Source organism: Euzebyella marina (assembly GCF_003687485.1).
GTDB classification, from domain to species: domain Bacteria; phylum Bacteroidota; class Bacteroidia; order Flavobacteriales; family Flavobacteriaceae; genus Euzebyella; species Euzebyella marina.
Window position 1 is genome coordinate 2,596,283 of the sequence record NZ_CP032050.1, and the last position, 20,926, is coordinate 2,617,208.

General features: G+C 38.7%; 22 protein-coding genes. 13 read left to right on the forward strand and 9 right to left on the reverse strand.

Annotated features, from left to right (window positions below; all coding sequences use genetic code 11):
- Window positions 1–92: 92 nt before the first annotated feature.
- From D1013_RS11110 to D1013_RS11160, 11 genes are all read left to right on the forward strand, one after another.
- Window positions 93–920: an outer membrane protein assembly factor BamD gene (locus D1013_RS11110; protein ID WP_225621470.1), complete on the forward strand. Its 828-nt coding sequence runs from the start codon at window positions 93–95 to the stop codon at window positions 918–920.
- Window positions 921–932: 12 nt separating this feature from the next.
- Entirely contained in the window at window positions 933–1,265 is a 333-nt protein-coding gene (locus D1013_RS11115) for a DNA-directed RNA polymerase subunit omega (protein WP_192466546.1), read from the forward strand.
- A gap of 4 nt (window positions 1,266–1,269) precedes the next feature.
- Window positions 1,270–2,475, forward strand: coding sequence for a bifunctional phosphopantothenoylcysteine decarboxylase/phosphopantothenate--cysteine ligase CoaBC (gene coaBC, locus D1013_RS11120; RefSeq protein WP_121848901.1), 1,206 nt, complete (start codon window positions 1,270–1,272; stop codon window positions 2,473–2,475).
- Window positions 2,468–3,355, forward strand: coding sequence for a type IX secretion system protein PorD (porD, locus tag D1013_RS11125; RefSeq protein ID WP_121848902.1), 888 nt, complete (start codon window positions 2,468–2,470; stop codon window positions 3,353–3,355). Before coaBC ends, porD begins: the two co-directional genes overlap by 8 nt.
- A 58-nt stretch (window positions 3,356–3,413) precedes the next feature.
- Window positions 3,414–5,066, forward strand: coding sequence for a DNA repair protein RecN (gene recN / locus D1013_RS11130; RefSeq protein WP_121848903.1), 1,653 nt, complete (start codon window positions 3,414–3,416; stop codon window positions 5,064–5,066).
- Between the two features lie 111 nt (window positions 5,067–5,177).
- A complete protein-coding gene (locus D1013_RS11135; RefSeq protein ID WP_121848904.1) occupies window positions 5,178–5,987 on the forward strand; it encodes an enoyl-ACP reductase FabI in 810 nt (269 codons plus the stop codon).
- Between the two features lie 85 nt (window positions 5,988–6,072).
- Window positions 6,073–7,089, forward strand: coding sequence for a glycosyltransferase family 2 protein (locus D1013_RS11140; RefSeq protein WP_121848905.1), 1,017 nt, complete (start codon window positions 6,073–6,075; stop codon window positions 7,087–7,089).
- An 8-nt stretch (window positions 7,090–7,097) separates the two neighbouring features.
- Window positions 7,098–8,057: a YbbR-like domain-containing protein gene (locus D1013_RS11145; RefSeq protein WP_121848906.1), complete on the forward strand. Its 960-nt coding sequence runs from the start codon at window positions 7,098–7,100 to the stop codon at window positions 8,055–8,057.
- Between the two features lies 1 nt (window position 8,058).
- Window positions 8,059–8,646 (forward strand): dephospho-CoA kinase, encoded by a 588-nt coding sequence (gene coaE, locus D1013_RS11150; RefSeq protein WP_121848907.1) that lies wholly within the window; start codon window positions 8,059–8,061, stop codon window positions 8,644–8,646.
- Window positions 8,647–8,729: 83 nt separating this feature from the next.
- Complete coding sequence (locus D1013_RS11155; RefSeq protein WP_121848908.1) at window positions 8,730–10,313, forward strand: sensor histidine kinase; 1,584 nt, start codon at window positions 8,730–8,732, stop codon at window positions 10,311–10,313.
- A 9-nt stretch (window positions 10,314–10,322) separates the two neighbouring features.
- Window positions 10,323–11,036: a response regulator transcription factor gene (locus tag D1013_RS11160; protein WP_121848909.1), complete on the forward strand. Its 714-nt coding sequence runs from the start codon at window positions 10,323–10,325 to the stop codon at window positions 11,034–11,036.
- A gap of 58 nt (window positions 11,037–11,094) precedes the next feature.
- Here the strand turns inward: D1013_RS11160 and D1013_RS11165 are convergent, their stop codons facing one another.
- The 6 genes from D1013_RS11165 to D1013_RS11190 all read right to left on the reverse strand — a co-directional run bounded on the left by D1013_RS11165 (window position 11,095) and on the right by D1013_RS11190 (window position 16,424).
- Entirely contained in the window at window positions 11,095–11,592 is a 498-nt protein-coding gene (locus D1013_RS11165) for a gluconokinase (protein ID WP_121848910.1), read from the reverse strand.
- Window positions 11,589–12,491 carry a tRNA (adenosine(37)-N6)-dimethylallyltransferase MiaA gene (gene miaA / locus D1013_RS11170; RefSeq protein WP_121848911.1) on the reverse strand — a complete coding sequence of 301 codons (903 nt, stop codon included), beginning with the start codon at window positions 12,489–12,491 and terminating at the stop codon, window positions 11,589–11,591. Before miaA ends, D1013_RS11165 begins: the two co-directional genes overlap by 4 nt.
- Window positions 12,491–13,339 carry an ion transporter gene (locus D1013_RS11175; RefSeq protein ID WP_121848912.1) on the reverse strand — a complete coding sequence of 283 codons (849 nt, stop codon included), beginning with the start codon at window positions 13,337–13,339 and terminating at the stop codon, window positions 12,491–12,493. Before D1013_RS11175 ends, miaA begins: the two co-directional genes overlap by 1 nt.
- 3 nt (window positions 13,340–13,342) lie before the next feature.
- Window positions 13,343–14,710: an exonuclease domain-containing protein gene (locus D1013_RS11180; RefSeq protein WP_121848913.1), complete on the reverse strand. Its 1,368-nt coding sequence runs from the start codon at window positions 14,708–14,710 to the stop codon at window positions 13,343–13,345.
- 65 nt (window positions 14,711–14,775) lie between these two features.
- The gene (locus D1013_RS11185; protein WP_121848914.1) at window positions 14,776–15,432 is read right to left on the reverse strand and encodes a YggS family pyridoxal phosphate-dependent enzyme; all 657 of its coding nucleotides are present in this window, start codon (window positions 15,430–15,432) and stop codon (window positions 14,776–14,778) included.
- 14 nt (window positions 15,433–15,446) lie between these two features.
- Entirely contained in the window at window positions 15,447–16,424 is a 978-nt protein-coding gene (locus tag D1013_RS11190) for a Gfo/Idh/MocA family protein (protein ID WP_121848915.1), read from the reverse strand.
- 153 nt (window positions 16,425–16,577) lie between these two features.
- Here D1013_RS11190 and D1013_RS11195 point away from each other — a divergent pair, with 153 nt between their 5' ends.
- On the forward strand, window positions 16,578–17,219 hold the full coding sequence (locus D1013_RS11195) for a protein-L-isoaspartate(D-aspartate) O-methyltransferase (protein ID WP_121848916.1): 642 nt from the start codon (window positions 16,578–16,580) through the stop codon (window positions 17,217–17,219).
- Between the two features lie 9 nt (window positions 17,220–17,228).
- On the opposite strand, the gene smpB is transcribed toward D1013_RS11195, so the two are convergent.
- Together smpB and D1013_RS11205 are read right to left on the reverse strand one after the other, a co-directional pair.
- A complete protein-coding gene (smpB, locus tag D1013_RS11200; RefSeq protein ID WP_121848917.1) occupies window positions 17,229–17,693 on the reverse strand; it encodes an SsrA-binding protein SmpB in 465 nt (154 codons plus the stop codon).
- Window positions 17,694–17,779: 86 nt separating this feature from the next.
- Window positions 17,780–18,337 (reverse strand): SixA phosphatase family protein, encoded by a 558-nt coding sequence (locus D1013_RS11205; RefSeq protein WP_121850695.1) that lies wholly within the window; start codon window positions 18,335–18,337, stop codon window positions 17,780–17,782.
- 98 nt (window positions 18,338–18,435) lie between these two features.
- Here D1013_RS11205 and D1013_RS11210 point away from each other — a divergent pair, with 98 nt between their 5' ends.
- Window positions 18,436–20,151: a PorP/SprF family type IX secretion system membrane protein gene (locus tag D1013_RS11210; RefSeq protein ID WP_121848918.1), complete on the forward strand. Its 1,716-nt coding sequence runs from the start codon at window positions 18,436–18,438 to the stop codon at window positions 20,149–20,151.
- A gap of 66 nt (window positions 20,152–20,217) precedes the next feature.
- Here D1013_RS11210 and D1013_RS11215 read toward each other — a convergent pair whose 3' ends face one another.
- A complete protein-coding gene (locus tag D1013_RS11215; RefSeq protein ID WP_121848919.1) occupies window positions 20,218–20,814 on the reverse strand; it encodes a TetR/AcrR family transcriptional regulator in 597 nt (198 codons plus the stop codon).
- Between the last annotated feature and the right edge of the window lie 112 nt (window positions 20,815–20,926).

The window sequence follows — 20,926 nt, forward strand, 5'->3', positions numbered from 1 at the left end:
TGTGTTGAAGATTGGTTTCCTCTATTTTCGGAGCTTATTTTTTGTTTTTTAAATCCGTTGGGAATACGTAATTTTGCAAAATGTTTTTTAAAATGAGACTGTTAGCCCCTATTTTAATTGTTAGCCTTTGCCTTTTTTCATGTAGTGAGTACCAAAAGGTGCTTAAGAATGATGATGTAAAGGCCAAATATGATTTGGCACAACAGTTTTATGATGAAGGCGATATGAAACGTGCCAACCGTCTTCTTGAGCAAATTGCCCCTAAATATGTTGGTAAGCCGCAAGGTGAAAGGGTGATGTACTTTTTGGCCGATACGTACTACCAACGCAAAGACTTTAACATGGCCGGCTACCAGTTCGAAAGGTTTGTTAAGTCATATCCTAAAAGTGATAAGGTAATAGAGGCATCTTTTTACGGGGCCAAAAGTTATTTTGAACTCTCTCCCCGGTATTCGCTTGATCAGACCGATACCGATAAGGCACTTGCCAAGTTGCAAAACTTCATCAACGCATACCCTGATTCAGAATATTTCAATGAGGCCAATGCTATGGCCAAAGAATTGACAACGAAAAAGGAGAAAAAAGCCTATGAAATTGCCAAGCAGTTCAATAAAATAGGTGAGTTCGATTTCACTTTCTTGACACCGGCGGTGGCAGCTTTCGATAACTTTATCTCTGATTATCCGGGTTCTATCTTTAGGGAAGACGCGATGTACTACCGATTTGAATCAGCTTCACATTACGCCTTGAATAGTTTTGAGGTATTACAGCAGCCAAGGTTAAAGGAGGCTAAAGAGTATTACGCCACATTAAAAAAACAATATCCGGAAACAAAATATGCCGATAAAGCAGATGCCCTTCTGGAGAAAATAGACAAACAATTGTTGGGCTTTGTTGCCCAAGAAAAAGCAGCGAAATAAATCATTGTAACCATGAACATGAACGATTTGAAAAATTCAAAGGCACCGGTTTCTACCACTACTATCAATAGAAACGATTTTGATCTAAAAACCGACAATATATATGAGGCTATCTCTATTGCTTCAAAACGTGCGGTTCAAATCAATTCCGAAATCAAAAAAGAGCTTTTGGAAAAATTAGAAGAGTTTGCCACTTACAGCGATAGCCTTGAAGAAGTTTTCGAGAACAAAGAGCAAATTGAGGTTTCTAAGTTTTATGAAAAGCTTCCTAAACCACATGCTTTGGCAGTAGAAGAGTGGTTGAACGACAAAATCTACCATAGAAACACAGAAAAAGAAAGGTAGACCTATGTTAGGCGGTAAAAATATCCTTTTAGGCATTACCGGAGGGATTGCCGCTTACAAAACCACTTTTCTTGTTCGTTTACTTATAAAAGCTGGCGCTAACGTTAAAGTCATTTTAACGGATAGCGCCAGCTCTTTTGTTTCTCCACTTACCTTGGCCACTTTATCCAAGAATCCGGTGTTAACTTCTTTCGTTCATGATGAGGATGGAGAAATAGATTGGAACAATCATGTAGAATTGGGTCTATGGGCAGATTATATGATTATAGCCCCGGCAACGGCCAATACATTGTCAAAAATGGCATATGGCACCTGCGATAATCTGCTTTTGGCAACCTATTTGTCCGCTAAATGTCCGGTATTTTTTGCTCCCGCCATGGATTTGGATATGTATAAACACCCATCGACCAAGAGTTCTTTTGAAAAGCTAAAATCTTTTGGTAATGTTATGATACCTGCTGCTTCGGGTGAATTAGCAAGTGGTTTACATGGTGAGGGTAGAATGGCCGAACCCGAAGAAATCTTAGATTTTATTGAGCAATATTTAGTCAAAGGGCTAGCTCTATCAGGTAAAAAAGTTCTAATTACCGCAGGCCCCACGTATGAGGCTATCGATCCGGTACGCTTTGTGGGTAATCATGCTTCTGGCAGAATGGGGTTTGAATTGGCCAGCGTCGCAGCTCAACTGGGTGCCCAAGTAATCTTGATATCTGGCCCTACGAATTTAAGCGTGCAGCATAGTAATGTTCAATTACATAGAGTAGTTTCCGCCGAAGAAATGTATGCTATGGTGCATCAATTTTATGAAGATGTTGATATCGCTATTTGTGCAGCTGCGGTAGCAGATTATCGGCCAAGTGAAGTAGCTGACCAGAAAATCAAAAAGAAAGATGATGGTTTGGTCATTAAAATGGTTAAGACGAAAGATATTTTAGCATCCTTAGGGGAGCAGAAAAAGAACCAGTATTTATTGGGCTTTGCCCTAGAGACTGAAAACGAAGTTGAGAATGCCAAGGGTAAATTGCAAAGAAAAAACCTAGATGCCATCGTTCTCAACTCTCTTAACGACTCAGGGGCAGGCTTTGGCCATGATACCAACAAAATTACTTTTATAGATAAGAATTTCGAGATAAAAACGTTTCAGTTAAAGAGCAAGTCAGAGGTGGCGAATGACATTTTTGCAGAAATCTTGAAGCGATATCATGCGTAATATTCTATTGATAATACTTTTTTTGGTCTGTGGTGGGGTTTCTCATTCACAAGAATTGAATTGTCTGATAACAGTCAATGCGGATCAGGTATCTCAAACTAATCAACAGATTTTTAAAACTTTAGAACGTTCTTTGAACGACTTTGTCAATAAGAATAAATGGACGAATCGTAAAGTCAAGGAAAATGAAAAGGTCAATGCACAAATGTTCATTACCATTACGAATTTTGAATCAAACCGATTTGAGGGAAACATTCAAATTCAATCTTCAAGACCTGTTTACAATACCTCTTACGACAGTCCGGTTTTTAATTACAAAGACGGTCAGTTCAATTTTGAATACATAGAGTTTCAGCCATTGGTACTGAACGAAAATGTTTTTGAATCGAATTTGGTGGGCGTAATTTCCTATTACGTGTATGTTATTCTTGGTCTAGACGCCGACACCTTCTCCTTAGAAGGCGGTACCGAGCATTTTAGAAAGGCCCAACAGATTACAACACAGGCCCAAGGCACCAGTTATTCCGGATGGGATCAAAATACGGATCGTAGTCGTTTTGAGTTGGTCGATAACCTCCTTTCTAACACCTATCGCGAATATCGAATAGCGATGTACAACTACCACCGAAAGGGTCTTGATATTCTTGGCGATAATAACAGTACCGGCAAGCAGGTTATAGCTGGTACGATGAAGCTGTTTGAGACCATGATCAAAAGGAGGCCCAACGCATTTTTGATTCAAACCTTTTTTGATGCCAAGTCTGAGGAAATACAGAATATTTTTTCCGACGGACCTAAAGTGGATATTGTTCAGTTAAAAGAAACCTTGAATAGGGTAGCGCCTCTATATTCCAGTACTTGGAACGACATAAAATACTGATTCTTTCCGTTCGTTTTTATGAATTATCTTTGTGGCCGCAAGCGAAGAAAATTTATAAGTGTTAGCAAATCTTTCCATTAAAAATTATGCCCTTATCGACAAGCTAAATGTAGCTTTCGAAGAAGGATTTACTTGTATTACCGGTGAAACAGGAGCGGGTAAATCAATATTACTGGGCGGACTCTCTCTTGTATTGGGCAAAAGAGCCGATTTGTCATCCTTAAAAGATAAGGATAGTAAATGCATTATCGAGGCCGAATTTCAAATCAAGAAATATAATTTAAAGCCATTTTTTAAAGAAAATGACCTTGATTATGAAGATTTGACCATCGTTAGGAGAGAAATTCAGCCAAGTGGAAAATCACGTGCCTTTATTAATGATTCGCCGGTTACCTTGTCAATTCTCTCTGAATTGGGTGACAATTTGATAGATGTTCATTCGCAACATCAGACTTTGCAACTGACGGAAACCGATTTTCAGTTAAGAGTAATCGATGCACTTGCCGATAATCATGACTTGCTCAATGAGTATCAAAAACAGCTTAAACATTATCGTAAAATACAGAAAGAGCTTGAATCTTTAATCGATTTTCAAAGAGAAGCAATTAAAGAACATGATTATAACAGTTTCTTGTTAGAAGAACTGAAATCAGCTCCTTTAAAGGAGGGTGTTCAAGAAGATTTAGAAGCTTCTTTTGAAGAATTGAACAACATCGAAAATATTTTAGAGCTTTTGTCGGGCGGGCATCAATTATTAAGTGATGATCAAGTAGGTGTTGTCAATTTACTTACTGAGCTGAAACAAATTGCCAACAAACTTTCTCCCTATGGGTCAAAGTATTCCGATTTAAATAGCCGAATCCAATCCTTATTTATTGAAGCTGATGATATTGCCGATGAGTTTCAAAATTTGACGGAAGGCACAGAGGCTAACCCAGAAGCTTTGGAAGAGGTCAATTCTAAACTGCAACAGCTATACGATTTGCAGAAAAAGCATGGGGTAAGCGATGTGGTCGAGTTAATGAAAATTAGGGATGAGTTGGCAGTGAAGGTCGATAAGACCGAGAATCTGGAAAATGAAATAAAGGAGAAAGAAGAAGAGCTTGCCGCTGAAAAGGAAACTCTTACCAGGTCATCGAATGATTTACATTTAAAAAGAACAAAGGTAATTCCTGAGCTAAAAAAACAACTCGAATCTAGTCTTAGCTCTCTAGGAATGCCCAGCGCATCGTTTAACATATCTCTCAAAAAGGGAGAGGAGTTTAAAAACACCGGAACCGATGATTTAAGCTTTCTCTTTTCGGCCAATAAAGGCGGTAGTTATGGTGAGTTGAAAAAAGTGGCCTCAGGAGGTGAACTATCTCGAATTATGCTGACCATCAAGGCGATATTGGCCAAGTACGAAAACTTGCCAACTATGATGTTCGATGAGATAGACACTGGGGTCTCGGGAGAAATTTCGAATCGAATGGGTGAGATCATGAAAGAGATGAGCAAAAGCATGCAAGTGTTTTCGATTACCCACCTTCCACAGGTAGCCTCAAAAGGAAACCAGCATTACAAGGTATATAAGACTGAAGAAGGAGACGGTACCCAAACCCAGATGAAGAGATTGTCTTCAGAAGAAAGAGTTATTGAGTTAGCGGCTATGTTGGGGGGTAATAATATTTCCGATTCGGCTATGGCCCATGCAAGGCAACTTCTGAATTAAAATCGATTTTAAGCCGTTAAATTTCTATTTCACTGTTTGAACGGGGTATTTAATTACCTTTGTCAACATTTTAAATATATTTGAAAATAACCTAGTCAAATCTTAAAACACATGTCATACAACTTACTAAAAGGGAAAAAGGGAATTATTTTTGGGGCATTGGATGAAAACTCCATTGCATGGAAAACTGCTGAGCGCATTCATGAAGAAGGAGGAACTTTTGTTCTCACCAACGCACCAGTAGCCATGCGCCTTGGCCAAATTAAAGAGTTGGCCAAAAAGACCGGTTCTGAAATTATTCCTGCTGACGCTACTAGTGAAGAAGATTTAGATAACTTGGTTAAGCAATCAATGGAGATATTAGGAGGCAAAATAGATTTTGTACTTCATGCTATTGGTATGTCGATTAATGTTAGAAAGGGTAGGGCCTATACCGACGAGAAATATGATTTTACAACGAAGGGTTGGGATGTTTCGGCACTTTCTTTCCATAAGGTATTGCAATCTCTTTATAAAGCAGATGCGATGAACGAATGGGGCAGCATTGTTGCTTTGACCTATATGGCAGCTCAAAGAACCTTTCCTGATTATAATGATATGGCGGATAATAAGGCCTATTTAGAGTCGGTAGCCAGAAGTTTTGGCTATTTCTTCGGAAAAGACAAAAAGGTACGAGTGAACACTATTTCTCAATCCCCGACTCCTACAACCGCTGGTCAAGGTGTAAAAGGTTTTGATGGATTCATAAGCTATGCCGAGAAAATGTCACCTTTGGGTAATGCTACTGCTCTTGAGTGTGCAGATTATACCGTTACGCTATTTTCAGATTTGACGAAGAAAGTGACTATGCAAAACTTATTTCATGATGGTGGTTTTTCTAACACCGGTGTGAGCCAAGAAGTGATTGAGCAATTTTCTTAATCGAATAAAATCAGTTTAAATAATATTTTTGTGTCTGGAGAAACCCTCCGGACACATTTTTTTTACACCCGTTGAAATTTTATAAGTGAACTTATCTTATTCTTTTATCGTACCCGTATACAATCGCCCAGAAGAGGTAAAAGAGCTTTTGGCAAGTATGATGGTGCAGAATTTTCAATTTCCTTTTGAAGTTGTCATAATTGAAGATGGGTCTACTGAAAGCTCTGAAGATGTCGTTAGAAAATTTCAAAAGGCGGCTTCACCGAGAATCACGATATCATATTTGACAAAACATAATACTGGGCCAGGCGATTCGCGAAATTATGGCATGACCCGGGCAAAAGGCAATTATTTTATAGTACTTGATTCCGATTGTATCTTACCCAAGACATATTTGAACGCTGTCGATGATGCATTACGGGCTCGTTTTGTTCATTGTTACGGCGGGCCTGATGCCGCACATCGATCGTTCAGTTTGGTGCAAAAGGCAATTAATTACGCAATGACCTCTGTTTTGACAACGGGTGGTATTCGCGGAAGTAAAAGAGCATTAAATAAATTTCAACCACGTAGCTTTAATATGGGCATTTCAAAAGAGGCCTTTGAAGCTACAGGAGGTTTTGGCCTCATACACCCTGGTGAAGATCCCGACCTTACTTTTAGAATATGGAAAAAGGGCTACGATACCTGCTTGATTCCGGAAGCATTCGTTTATCACAAAAGAAGAATTGATTGGTCAAAATTTTACAAGCAGGTCTTTAAATTCGGTAAAGTACGGCCGATATTAAATAAATGGCATCCACACACCGCTAAAATAACCTATTGGTTTCCGACTTTTTTTATCCTCGGTTTTGGTATTTCTTTACTATTAGGTATAATAGGCATAGTTTTACCCATTTATTTCTATGGGTGTTACTTAGTAGTGGTTTTTTTAGACGCCTTATTGCGTACTAAAAATCTGGCCATTGCAATACTGGTTTTGGTGGCGATTTCAATCCAATTCTATGGCTATGGTATAGGTTTTTTAAAGTCCACTATCTTAATTAACTTTAGCAAAAGCAAACCGGAACAATTGTTTCCAGAACTTTTTTTTAAACCCTGAAAAATCAAGTGATACAGAAAATAAAGAAAGGCCTTAAAAAGCGTAAGGTTAAAGTGTTTTTTGTGTTTTTTTTGTGCTCTGCCCTTATTTGGTTCATCAATAAATTATCGAGAACCTATGTAAGCGGTGCACATTTTGATTTAGAGTTCGTCAACATGCCTGAAGGTTATTTGTTCGAAAAGGCGTCAAAAACAGAGGTCGATGTAAAGTTGAGGGCTGGAGGCTTTCAGTTCCTTCGATTTAATTTTATAAACAAAAGGGTGTATGTCGATTTAAGCGAATTGCCTACCAATGGCGAATCGTTTTACGCGACACCTGATACGTACCGTCGACAAATAGAAAATCAGTTGCCCAATACCATGGCTTTGTTAGAGATTGACAACGATACGTTGTTTTTTCAAATGCTGGCGGTTAAGACCAAGAAAGTGCCTGTCAAGCCGAATGTAGAGCTAGATTTGGTCAAAAATTATTTATTAGATGGTAAAATGACCGTAATACCAGATTCTATTTCCATAACGGGACCGGCTGAAGAAATCGATAGTATCGATTTTGTGAAAAGTGATAAAATAGTACTTCCAGACTTGGCAGCTGGCTTTTCTAAAAAAGTTGATTTGCTGCAATCGCCCGAATTGGAAAACACGACATACTCAACCTATCAGGTTAACATAAAAGGGGAGATTGCCAGGTTTTCAGAGAAAATATTCAAACTACCCATAAAAAAAGTGAATTTTCCGGAAGGTGCGCAAGTAAGAACGTTTCCAGAAATGGCTTCTGTACTTTGCAAGGCTAAAATGAAACGCTTAAAAGATATTGAGGAATCGGATTTTCAGGTAATTGTCGATTACAACAGTATTAAATCTTCAAATAAAGATGTCATTCCCCTTAAATTGAATAAGAAACCGGAAGAAGTACATAGTGCGAAGCTGCTGGAAAATGAAGTGGAATTTATAATCAAGAGAGAAGAATAGCATGATTACCGTAGGTTTAACGGGAGGTATAGGCAGCGGCAAGACTACTGTAGCCAAAATGTTCGAAGAGTTGGGGGTACCAGTATATTATTCAGATATCGAGGCCAAGAATTTAATGGTTGGTTCGGAAACCGTTAAATCGAGGATTGTAGAACTTTTGGGCCATGATGCATATATTGATGGCATTCTCAATAAGAACTATATCGCCAATAAAATTTTTAATGATGGGGTTTTGCTTGAAAAGATGAACGGTATTGTGCATCCTGCAGTTCGTGAACATTTCAAAGACTGGCGAAAACGAAAGGAAACCGCGTATGTCATTCAAGAAAGTGCCCTAATTTTTGAAAGTGGCATTCAAGAATTCTATGATTACATCGTGCTTGTGGTTGCACCGGAAGAAGAAAGAATAAAAAGGGTTTTGTTAAGGGATGAAAGTGCTTCTAAAGAAAGTGTGAAAGAACGTATTGAAAACCAATCTTCAGATTCTGAAAATATAGAACTTTCTCATTTTGTAATTGAAAACCTAGATTTAGGCGAAACGCGCCGACAAGTACTTAAAATTCATTATCAACTTCTCTCGAAAGCCTAGTGTCTATTGGGTTTTAACATTTTTGTTAAGGTTAGGTTAAACGTACAATTTACTAATTGTTAAATTTTTAATTTTATATTGAAATGAATAAGAGGTTGTTTGTTCTTCTGGTGATTTTGATGAGCCTCTCATTGATCGGAATTATTTTCGTTCAGAGTTTCTGGATAAAACAGTCCGTAGACGATAAAGAAGAGCAGTTTTCGAATGCCGTTATCGATATCTTAAACGAGGTTACCGAAAAAATAGAAAGAAGAGAGCGACGAGACTACTCAGAACGGTACCTTAGTCAAATAGATAGTATGGGGGTCGAGCCTAAAACTACTCCTATACGTAATTTTTTATTTATAGATAAAGATTTGAATTCTAATGAGATACGTACATATTCTCATGGAATTTTAGAAGAGGACTATAACATTGCATCAACGTTCTTTGACAGCAGCGATAGTGGTGATACTACCACTATAAAAAATTATACGAGCAAGAGAACCAGTATGGTTTTCAAAGAGAATTTCGACCTTGATGGTAAGAATATTTCCCTGACACCTATTGAGAAAATAGAAAAAATCGGTGGATTGACTTCTCTAGAAAAGGCAGCGTTCGATGATGTTTTCATGGAATACGCGAAAAAAGTACCGATTCATCAACGAGTGTCTAAACAGGAGATAGAGCTTCTTTTAGATAGAGAGCTGAAGAATCGTGGCTGGGATATTGAATATGAATATGGTATTTACAGTAGAGGTTTGCCTACCAAGGTGAAGTCTAAAAGATTCAAGTTTGCACAAAGTACCATTTATGAAGCTCCCATTTTTAAAGATAGCGAGGGCGAGACTAATTTCTCTTTGTTGATCAATTTTCCTAAGAAGAAACGATTCTTGATTGGTTCGATTATGGGAATGGCATTTTTGTCACTCTTGTTCATTTTGGTTATAGTTGCTTCCTATTCAGGGGCTATTTATCAGTTGATAAGGCAAAAGCAGATATCAGAGATAAAATCTGATTTTATCAATAATATGACCCATGAATTTAAAACTCCGATTGCTACCATCAATTTAGCCGTCGAAGCGATTCGTAACCCTAAAGTAATTGTAGATCAAGAGAAAATACAGCGGTATCTGAGTATGATTCGAGACGAGAACAAGCGTATGCACGCTCAAGTTGAAAACGTACTAAGAATTAGCAAGCTCGAGAAAAACCAATTAGATATAAGTAAAGATAGGGTAGACCTTCACGATATCATACAAGATGCCATAGCGCATGTTGAGCTGATAGTTGCCGATAGGGGAGGTTTTATAGAAGCTCACCTAGATGCAGCTCGTAGTGAGGTTCTTGCCAATGAAATGCATTTTACCAACGTTGTTGTCAATATTCTTGATAATGCCATAAAGTATTCCCCAAAGGCACCACAGGTTAATATAGTTACCGAGGTCGCCAAAAATTTTATAATCCTAAAGATTCAGGATCATGGCTCGGGAATGAGCAAAGCGGTATTGAAAAAGGTTTTTGAAAAATTCTATCGCGAGCATACCGGAGATTTACATAATGTAAAGGGACACGGCCTTGGGCTCGCATATGTTAAAAATATAGTGGAAGACCATCAGGGCGAGGTCTACGCAGAAAGTGAAAAAGGAAAAGGAAGTACTTTCTATATTAAATTGCCTTTAATTTAACTTAAAACTATGGAAACAGTCAATAAGAAAATATTACTGGTCGAAGATGATCCGAATTTCGGAATAGTGCTGAAAGATTATTTGTCTATGAACGAATTTGACGTTACGCTGGCCAAGAACGGAATGGAGGGTTTTGAGAAGTTCAAGAAAGACAACTATGATGTTTGCATTCTAGATGTGATGATGCCTTATAAAGACGGATTTACTTTGGCTAAAGAAATTCGAGAAAAGAACGAGAACGTGCCTATCGTTTTTCTAACGGCCAAGACAATGAAAGAAGATGTGCTTAAGGGATATAAGGCGGGTGCAGATGATTATTTGAACAAACCTTTTGACTCTGAAGTGCTGTTAATGAAACTTAAAGCAATACTTCAAAGAAAAGCGTCTAACACATTAGCTGATAGTAAGAAATTTGAATTTCAAATTGGTAATTTTCATTTGAATTCGAAACTTCGCTTTTTGAAGTATAAAGATGAAGAATCTATAAAGCTATCTCCGAAAGAAAACGAGTTACTTCGATTATTGGCCTTGCACGAAAACGATCTTATGCCACGGGAGCTCGCCCTAACTAAAATATGGAGAGATGATAACTATTTTACCTCTCGTAGTATGGATGTTTATATTGCCAAACTTAGAAAGTATTTAAAAAGAGACGATACCGTAGAGATTTTAAATATTCACGGCGAAGGTTTCAGATTAGTCATCAAAGACGAGGAAAATTAGTCTTTAGAAACTTGAAGTATCATATTGGAGCCTTGTTGAAAAAGTCAACAAGGCTTTTTTAGTTTAAATGAAGTTGTTGCATGATTGACTCAACAATTTCTTCCGGTGTTTGGTCAATTGACACGGTCAAAGCCGCTGTTGGTATCTCAAGCGCCTCAAACTGTGATTTGAGCAGTTCAGGGGGCATAAAATGTCCTTTTCGTTTACTGAGTCTTTCGGAGACAAGGTCAAACGAACCTTTGAGAAATACAAATTCCAGTTCATTTTCCAGACCCTTTCTTAGCAGTTTCCTGTATTGATGCTTCAAGGCAGAACAGGCGATTATGGCTCCTGTTTTGGTATTTTCTTTCGCCAATAGGTTAAGTTGTTCGAGCCAACCAATTCTGTCTTCATCATTTAGGGGTTGCCCTTTGGCCATCTTTTCAACATTCTCTTTTGGATGATAATCATCTCCATCAAAAAAATTAAGCGAAAGCTTTTCGGCCAATAATTTTCCAATAGTGCTCTTGCCGGATCCAGATACACCCATAACAAAGATGACAGGGGTTTTGCTCATAATTTTTTTTCTATGTCTTTAATGATTTCTTTGCTGCTCATTTGGTAATCGTACCAAAGGGCTTCTTCGTTTTTTTTGAACCAGGTAATTTGTCGTTTAGCGAATCTTCGGGTGTTTTTTTTGATTTCTGAGATAGCAAAATCGAAATCCCACTCTTTTTTGAAATATTTGAAAAGCTCTTTATAGCCTACAGTTTGTAAAGCATTTAAATCTTCATGTTTTAATAATGCCTGCGCCTCTTCTACCAGACCTTCTTTAACCATCAAATCAACTCTGTGGTTGATTCGGTCATAGATGGTTTGGCGCTCTGCAGTAAGGCCGACAGTAACAGTGTTGAAGTTTCTTGTTATTTCATTTAAACTTAAAAATGAAGAGTAGGGGCGTCCCGTACCAATACAGACTTCTAAGGCTCGAATAACCCGATGGGGATTCGATAAATCAACTTTTGAATAATAGTCAGGATCTCTTTCCTTTAAATCGAGTTGAAGGTCTTCAATACCGTTTTTATCCAACCTGTCGTTTAGGATTTTACGAATTTCCGAGTCGATTTTAGGGAATTTATCCAATCCCTTGGTCACGGCATCTATATACAGACCACTGCCTCCAACCAATATTAAAACATCTTTCTCATTGAACAGAGAGGTAATTAGATTAATGGCGGTACGCTCAAAATCGCCCACAGAATAGTTTTCAAATATGCTAATATGCTGAATAAAATGATGGCGGGCTTGAGCGAGTTCTTTTTTAGATGGTACAGCCGTGCCAATACTCATTTCTTTAAAAAATTGTCTCGAGTCGGCAGAAATGATTTCGGTATCAAAGTGATTGGCGAGTTCAATGGCCAATTTCGTTTTGCCTATGGCTGTAGGCCCTATAACCGATACAAGCGTTTTTTTCATTACAATTTGCTTCCACAGTTATAGCAATGGGTTGCATCATCTCTATGGCCTTCTTTAGCGCAAACGGTGCATGCCTGGGTATTTACATGAACAAAATGGTTTCCTCCTGCTGCTTTGTCTCCCTTTCCTTGCTTGCCAAGTTCTACAGTTACAATTCCCGTTGGTACGGCAATTACGCCATAACCTACTAACATAATGATGGTCGCAATCAATTGCCCCTGAGGAGTTATAGGCGCGATATCTCCATACCCGACGGTGGTCAGCGTAACAATGGTCCAGTAAATGCTTGTTGGTATGCTGGTAAAGCCGGCTTCATCTCCTTCCACCAAATACATAAGTGTGCCCAAGATGACGGATAAAATTAGAACGGCAAATAGAAAAACGGTAATCTTGGCGCGGCTTGCTACCAAGGCCCTTTTTAATTGTGAGGCTTCGCCTAAGAAGCGAACCAGTTTCAATATTCTGAAAACCCTCAGCAATCTAAATGCCCGAATGGCCAAGAGTACTTGTGATCCGGCAAAAATATAAGAAAGATAGAGGGGGATGGTCGACACAAAGTCAATTATACCATAAAAGCTGAATATATAGCTTTGAGGTTTTTTAATGCAAGCGATTCGGGCGATGTATTCTATGGTAAATAGAACGGTAACGATCCATTCTAAAACAAATAATGTTCTATGGTACTTGGCATCGATCCATCTAACACTTTCGAGCATCACCAAGAGCACGCTTATGATAATCAGAAAGAAAAGAAGTATATCGAACCATTTACCCATGGGGGTATCGGCTTCATATATAATTTCATGGACTCTATGCTTCCAGCCCTTGTCAGGTTTGTGTTCTCTCAAGACTTAGTTGCTTAGCTCTAAAACTTTAAGTACCCGTCTTTTTCTTAGGTAAGATTCGATTATATGGGTCGTGTTTTGATCTCCGTTCATAGGAACGATAATTGATTCTAAGATATGAATATTATTAATTTGATGGTTTAAGTCATAATATCCAAAACCTTTGAACAGACCATTCTTAATCAAAATGGCACAATATTCGCCTATTTCACGTCCTTTGTCAACAATGATTTCATTTTTTCCATTTAAGGAATATTGTTGAATTGCCACCTCAACCCGTTGGTTGTATTCCTGTACATTTTCCTTTTCTATGCAAGCGCCTTTGCATTCGCCCGAATCATAATTGGAGCAATTTTTTTTTGCTTCTGAAATACCGTTCAGTTTAGGGCAGAGAGTGGAATCTTTGGTCAACTTGAAAATGAAATTTTTGGCACCTGCCAAACTGTTGAATGTGGCAATTGCATTGCCTCGGTTTGCTATTTTTTGAGCAGATAGGGTCATATATCCCCTTTCGTTTAAGGACGCAAAAATCCCATGACTGAAATTACGCTTGGTCAATTTTTGGTTGTAACGGGGTCTGTTTCGTATAAGTTCTTCGTTGGTCTTTAACTGGGCAGCTAACTCACTTCCCGTTCTTTCAAAAGAAACTTTTTTAGTCGCTTTTTGAAGTTGCCTAGACCTTTTTCCAGAATTGGTGAAATGCTGATTGACCCTTTTCTTTATGTTGGTACTATCACCTAAATATAAGATGTCACCGTCTTTATCATGCATGTAATAAACACCGGTTTCAGAAGGTAAAGACTCAACTATATCGAGTTGTCTATCAGAAAGTTCACCATGCTCTTTATTTCGTATTACACTCTTAATTATTGATTTATCGGAATCTTTTGAAAGTAATACTTTAAATAATTTTAACGTCGCTACGGCATCACCATTGGCCCTGTGTCTATCACTGACCGGTATACCTAGAGAACGCACCAGTTTGCCCAAACTATGCGATTGCGCTTCAGGAATCAATTTTTTTGAAAGGTCTACCGTACACAATGTTTTTCTTTCAAAGTTGTAGCCCAATCGCCTAAACTCGGTTCTTAGAATACGGTAATCGAACTGCGCATTGTGGGCAACCAAAACGGTAGAATCGGTAATTTCAACAATACGCTTGGCTACCTCATGAAATTTTGGGGCGGTACGTAACATTTTGTTATTAATGCCCGTAAGATTGACCACAAAGGGTTGAATTTCTTTTTCCGGATTCACCAAACTAATGAACTTGTCAACCACCTCATGTCCGTCAAATTTGTGAATAGCTATTTCGGTGATTCCTTCCTCATTGAATTTTCCGCCAGTGGTCTCTATATCCAGAATTGCGTACATTGATAACTTTTAGTCTTGTAAAGATACATTAATTGGTATGACGGAATGAAAAAGCGATTATGGGATCAATAATTACGCTCACCGAAAATACTGCTGCCGATTCTGACCATATTACTTCCTTGATCTATAGCGATGGCATAGTCTCCACTCATTCCCATAGAAAGCGTATCAATATTGGGCAGTTTTCCCTTCAAATCTTCATATATGGCTCTTAATGAAGCGAATTCCCTTCTTACCTGGTCTTCATTATCGGTAAAAGTGGCCATTCCCATCAAGCCTTTAATTCGAATGTTTTTCATCGATTTAAATTCGTCTGAGTTGACCAAAAGTTGCAGCTCATCTTTATCGAGCCCAAATTTAGTATCCTCCTCCGCAATATGCATTTGCAAAAGGCAGTCGATAATTCGGCCGCACGCCTTCGCTCTTTTATCTATTTCTTTAAGTAGTTTAAGGCTATCCACCCCATGAATCAAAGACACGAACTCGGCCATGTATTTCACTTTGTTTCTTTGTAGGTGACCTATCATGTGCCATTCGATATCTTTTGGTAAGTCTTGCCATTTGGCTACCATCTCTTGCACCTTGTTTTCTCCGAAAACCCTTTGTCCCGCTTCATAGGCCTCCATAAGTAGTTCATTAGGCTTGGTTTTCGATACGGCGACCAACGTTACATTTTCAGGTAACGAGTTTCGTATTTCACTAAGATTGTTGCTAACCGACATTCAGTAACTGATTTTTATTGAACGCTTTGATTCTCAAAAGAGTTGATGATTTCAAGGGCCACCTTTAAAGCTTGTGTGCCGTGCTGCAAGGTAACGACAGGTTCCTGATTTTCTGAAATGGCATCGGCAAATGTCTCAAGCTCGTCTAGAATGGCATTGTTCTGTTCAATATCAGGATTTTCAAAATAAATCTGTTTCTTTTCGCCTTCAGCGTTCTGTAATATCATATCAAAATCACCTGCTACCTCAGGTGCATCTTTCATTTTCACAACTTCCACCTTTTTTTCAAGAAAATCTACCGAGATATAGGCGTCTTTCTGAAAGAATCTTGATTTTCTCATATTCTTCAATGAGATACGACTTGCTGTTAAATTAGCTACACATCCGTTTTTGAATTCGATTCGGGCGTTGGCAATATCTGGAGATCTGCTTATAACGGAAACACCACTGGCATTGATTTGCTTGACCTCTGAATCGACCACGCTTAATATGGCATCGATATCATGGATCATGAGGTCAAGAACCACGGGAACATCCGTACCTCTAGGATTGAATTCGGCGAGGCGATGCGTTTCGATGAACATGGGGTTTTTAATTTGCTCTTTAACCGCTGAAAAAGCGGGATTAAAACGCTCCACATGGCCCACTTGGCCCTTCACCTGGTACTGTTTGGCCAGTTCTTGAATTTTTAGGGCCTCTTTAAGTGTATTGGTAATAGGTTTTTCTATAAAAACATGCCTGCCCTTTTCAATGGCTTTTTTTGCACAGTCAAAATGCGACAGGGTAGGAGTTACGATATCTACTACATCAACTGAATCAATTAGCGTATTGATGTTTTCAAAATATTGATAACCGAATTCGTCTGCTACTTTTTTACCGTTGATGCTATCGGCATCATAAAAACCGATCAACTGATATTTTTCTGATTGGTTAAGCAATCGCAAATGTATTTTACCTAAATGGCCTGCACCTAAGACCCCAACTTTTAGCATGAAATAATGTTTTGATCAAAAATACGCATTATTAAGGCTTCTAAAAGAACAGCTTGTTTTGAGTAATCAAGAAAAAGTTACCATTATCGTTAATAACTGTTTCTTGTGATTTGAAAATATTGAAGCTAACTTTACCAAGCAAAAACCAAACCTTTGAAAGATACCTTAAAACATCGTGGAATGCGAAATAAGTTGGCCGAAGTATTGGTCGACAAGGGCATTACCAGTCCTCAAGTACTTTCAGCGATCAAGACCATACCTAGGCATTTGTTTATGGATAGTAGCTTTGAAGGCCACGCCTATCAAGACAAAGCTTTTCCTATTGCAGCCGATCAAACTATTTCTCAGCCTTATACAGTAGCTTTTCAAACGCAATTATTAGGAGTTCGGGCAGGACACAAGATTCTGGAAATAGGTACCGGAAGTGGTTATCAAACGGCAGTTTTATTGCACTTAAAGGCGAAGGTTTATACCATCGAAAGACAACAAGAGCTTTTTAAAAAGACCAAACTGTTATTTGGTAAAATGGGCTACAGGCCCAAGAAGACAATTTTTGGTGATGGTTACAAAGGGCTGCCAGAAGATGCTCCTTTTGATTCTATTATCGTTACGGCAGGTGCTCCAGAAGTTCCTAAAGCTCTAATGTCTCAACTCAAGATAGGAGGTAGGTTGGTGATACCCGTGGGTATTGATGACCAAATAATGACCTTATACATCAGAAAGTCGGAAAAGGAATTTGAAATGCATCAGTACGGGTCTTTTCGATTTGTTCCCCTACTTGAAAACAAAAACTAGCCAGGCAAATTAATTGTTGAAGCTTTTCTTGATTCTATCAAGGTTACGTTTATTGTCCCGGTCTTTGATGGTTTCCCTTTTATCATAAAGCTTTTTACCCTTAGCTAGGGCAATCTTTACTTTGGCTAGTCCTCGATCATTTATAAAGAGATTAAGCGGAACGATGGTAAGACCAGTAGTCGTTACTTCTTTTCTTAGCTTTCTTAACTCACCACGGTTCAGTAGAAGCTTTCTCTCGGCTTTAGGCCTGTGGTTGAAATGATAGGCATGAGAATACTCATCGACCTGCATATTGATGACGAACAATTCTCCCTTATCATTGAACTCACAGAAACTTTGGGCAATTGAAGCTTTTCCTTCGCGAATCGATTTAATCTCCGTGCCGGCAAGTACGATGCCCGCGACATAGGTATCTATAAATTCGTATTCGAATTTTGCCCTTTTATTCTTAATATTGATGTTCTTCTGAACCATGGCGCAAAGCTAATGAAGTTGAGCCAATTTTAATAATTCAAATAAGAATACCTATTTTCTCGGTTGATTTGCGAGATGTGACAGGTTTACTCCCTTTCTTTTGGGCAATTACAGTTGAAGTGAAGTCTTTGGGCGGTAGCGATATCGTTCGTTAATTGAACAATAAAAAGACTACCATTGTCTGAGGAGTCCATTTCATAATACCTACTTTCATTGATTATTTTGTTGACAAAGTCTGGTATGGTATTGCTATGGCCTACGACCAGCACATTTTTGTTCAGATTGTCTGCTTTGAATTGATCAATATCAATGGTTTGCGGGTCGTAATATTGAACGGTAATATCTTTTTTTACGGCCGTTGGGGCAGCGGTCATCGAGGTTCGTTGAAAATCTGTGGTATAGATGGCATCAAGTGGTACCTCATTCAAAATCTCTGCCCAGTGCATAGCACGCCCAAGACCCGATTGGTTCAATTCTGGATCAACATCATCCGGATTTGATAAATCTTTCTCGGCATGACGGATAAAATAATAGGTAGAAATCGCAGTTTCAGTAGGTGTAGGTTGCTCTTTTTTTTGACTATCTTTACATCCCACGATAAATAAGAAAATTACTACAATTTTTGATATTTGTTTGATTTTCATGTATTTCAATAGTTTTTTGGTTGAAAACTCAAGCATAAATGTTAACTAAAATTAGTTGAAAAAAGTATGTTTAGCTGGTTGTTTTTGTTTTTTTGTGTATGCTGAGAACTTTATACCTACCACTTGTATTCTTTGCCTTCTTTTTTGCCAACGCACAAAGGGAAGAGCGTTTACCCGCTGATTTAAGACAGCATAACCTAACTATATACAACGCCAGCCTCTTCAACCCGGCCTTTTCGTTAGATCGAAACAACCCACAATCTATAGCCGTTTGGTCAAGATGGCAATGGCAAGGTATTGATGCCGACCCAACGACCATTTTTCTAAACTATACAAGAAAGTTGAATAATGAATCTGCGGCAGGTCTTGCATTTATTCAGCAGAATACCGGGGTTTACTTTAATACAGGCGGTGCCTTGAACTATGCCCACCAGTTTGAATTGAATGAATTGGTAAAACTCTCCGTTGGGGCCAATGTTTTTGTCTTTCAGCAAGAATTGGCCGATAATAGGTTTGTAACAGACCCTAACCTGCCCATTCCCATGCCCACAGCGACCGATGACTTTATTGTTCAAATGGCGCCCGGTCTAAGCCTGTCTGTAGAAAGATTGACTTTGGCCTTGGCCTCTGAAAATCTAATTGATTACAATTTTACCGCCAAAGAAGGCAATACTTCTAAAGAAGATAAAATCTTTATGGGTCTATTGTCGTATGATTTTCCTTTGACACTAGGTAGTGCCACAAATGCTTTTTTACGCCCTTCGATGTATCTCCGAACCATTCCTGGGCAATCGAACCAAATCGGATTATATTCCCTTTTGAATACTGATAAATACTGGGGGCAGTTAGGATATAATAATTTTTACGGATACGGTATTGGGGCAGGCGTAACTTTCTTTAAGCACCTTTCTGTTGGTGCTTTGGTGGAATTAGGGACTGGGTCGACCATTACCAAAGACGCCTCTTTTGAACTGATGGCCGCTTACTTTTTGGGGAAACCCGAAGATCGTCACAAAATGGTCGGCCAGGATATTAATTTGGAGGAAGAAATACCTGCCGAACTGGACTCTGAAAACAGGGACGAGCAAATTAAGAAAGAGTTGGAAAATGCTCAGGAGCTGGCCAAAAAAGAGAAAGAGGAAAGAAAGGAAGCCAAGAAACAGCAAAAAGAGGAAGAAAGAGAGTTGCGAAAGAGAGAAAAAGAAGTACGAGATTCTTTAGCAACTGTTGAAAAAGAAGCCAAATTGGCCGCTAGGGAGATTGAAAAGGAGGAGAAGGCAATTGCCAAGGCCGAACAGGAACAATTGGCCGAGCTGAATGCCGAAAAAGCTCAAGAGGAGGCCGATGCTTTGGCCAATCAACAAGCAGAGCAGGCCAGAAAACTTGACTCGATAAATAATGCCAAACAAGAAGCAGCAATTGCAGAGGCAAGAAGGTTGGCCGAGGAACGTAGAAAAGATTCGATTGCCGCTATTGAAGAAGCCAAGAGAAAAGAAGCGTTGGCCAGACAGGAGGAGGAATCAAAACCTCAAGCGGGAGAAAAATACGAAGAGGTTAAAACCGAAGATGGGTTAGAACCAGGATATTATCTGATTGCCAATGTATTCGGAACCAAAAAGTACTTTGATGCCTTCATGGCAGACTTAAAGAGCAAGGGTATGAATCCAGGGTCGTTCGTTAGAAGCAAGAACAACTTTAACTATGCGTATTTAGAGCGGTTCAATACGATGCAAGAAGCGCGTGCGGCAAGGGATAGTAACTACAGCGGTCGATACGAAGGCAATACGTGGATATTTAGAGTTGTAGGCAACTAGCAGAATTGTGAAAGAAACTTAGTTTTAAAGAAAAAGTCTCTTCAGGAGGGAAAGGGAAAAAAGAGTTTATTTTTTAATTTCCTTTTTGACCAATACTTCAAGATACGCAATCGTATTGACCAGATATTTGCGGTCCCTGGTTATGGTAGACATGGCAATAGCCCCTTGAATCATAGTATAAAATTGCTTGGCAAATTGCAACGGTGTTACCGGAAGTTTTAATTCATTGCTTTTGGTACCATTTTCCAATACTAGGGCAATTCTTCCTTCAATTTCCTTGATAGCTTCCTTACTGGCAGCAGCTAATAGTCTATTGTTGTTTTGGGCGTCAACCCCAGTGTTTAAAATAGGGCATCCACCTAAATCATTAGTGAAGGTATCATAATGTCTATAAAATTCGGTAAGCGCGAATATTTTATCCAACGAACTGCCTTCCGTAGAAAGAACCTCATCAAGTTTAGCCAGTAATTTCTTGGAGCTAAACTCAAATGCAGATAAAGCTAAAGCTTCTTTATTCTCAAAATTACCGTAAATAGCACCTTTGGTAAGACCTGTAGCCTCGGTCAAATCACTCATGCTTGTGCCGATGTAACCTAGTTTATTAAATATAGGAGCAACGGTTTCAATGATGTAAGCGGTAGTTCTTTCGGCTTTGGTGGTCATGGTAGTGCAGTTTCTTACGAAGATAAAAAAATTATATACTGTATGGTATTTAAGATTATCAAAAATAGGGCACCTTTTTTAAAGATGCCCTAATCTTACTTTAAGGTTTGGT

What these genes read in the sequence shown, in the direction of transcription:
- D1013_RS11110 (WP_225621470.1), top strand. Translation starts at nt 93, where the DNA reads ATGAGACTGTTAGCCCCTATTTTAATTGTTAGCCTTTGCCTTTTTTCA.
- D1013_RS11115 (WP_192466546.1), top strand. Translation starts at nt 933, where the DNA reads ATGAACATGAACGATTTGAAAAATTCAAAGGCACCGGTTTCTACCACT.
- coaBC (WP_121848901.1), top strand. Translation starts at nt 1,270, where the DNA reads ATGTTAGGCGGTAAAAATATCCTTTTAGGCATTACCGGAGGGATTGCC.
- porD (WP_121848902.1), top strand. Translation starts at nt 2,468, where the DNA reads ATGCGTAATATTCTATTGATAATACTTTTTTTGGTCTGTGGTGGGGTT.
- D1013_RS11135 (WP_121848904.1), top strand. Translation starts at nt 5,178, where the DNA reads ATGTCATACAACTTACTAAAAGGGAAAAAGGGAATTATTTTTGGGGCA.
- coaE (WP_121848907.1), top strand. Translation starts at nt 8,059, where the DNA reads ATGATTACCGTAGGTTTAACGGGAGGTATAGGCAGCGGCAAGACTACT.
- D1013_RS11155 (WP_121848908.1), top strand. Translation starts at nt 8,730, where the DNA reads ATGAATAAGAGGTTGTTTGTTCTTCTGGTGATTTTGATGAGCCTCTCA.
- D1013_RS11160 (WP_121848909.1), top strand. Translation starts at nt 10,323, where the DNA reads ATGGAAACAGTCAATAAGAAAATATTACTGGTCGAAGATGATCCGAAT.
- D1013_RS11165 (WP_121848910.1), bottom strand. Translation starts at nt 11,592, where the DNA reads ATGAGCAAAACCCCTGTCATCTTTGTTATGGGTGTATCTGGATCCGGC.
- miaA (WP_121848911.1), bottom strand. Translation starts at nt 12,491, where the DNA reads ATGAAAAAAACGCTTGTATCGGTTATAGGGCCTACAGCCATAGGCAAA.
- D1013_RS11180 (WP_121848913.1), bottom strand. Translation starts at nt 14,710, where the DNA reads ATGTACGCAATTCTGGATATAGAGACCACTGGCGGAAAATTCAATGAG.
- D1013_RS11185 (WP_121848914.1), bottom strand. Translation starts at nt 15,432, where the DNA reads ATGTCGGTTAGCAACAATCTTAGTGAAATACGAAACTCGTTACCTGAA.
- D1013_RS11190 (WP_121848915.1), bottom strand. Translation starts at nt 16,424, where the DNA reads ATGCTAAAAGTTGGGGTCTTAGGTGCAGGCCATTTAGGTAAAATACAT.
- smpB (WP_121848917.1), bottom strand. Translation starts at nt 17,693, where the DNA reads ATGGTTCAGAAGAACATCAATATTAAGAATAAAAGGGCAAAATTCGAA.
- D1013_RS11205 (WP_121850695.1), bottom strand. Translation starts at nt 18,337, where the DNA reads ATGAAAATCAAACAAATATCAAAAATTGTAGTAATTTTCTTATTTATC.
- D1013_RS11210 (WP_121848918.1), top strand. Translation starts at nt 18,436, where the DNA reads ATGCTGAGAACTTTATACCTACCACTTGTATTCTTTGCCTTCTTTTTT.
- D1013_RS11215 (WP_121848919.1), bottom strand. Translation starts at nt 20,814, where the DNA reads ATGACCACCAAAGCCGAAAGAACTACCGCTTACATCATTGAAACCGTT.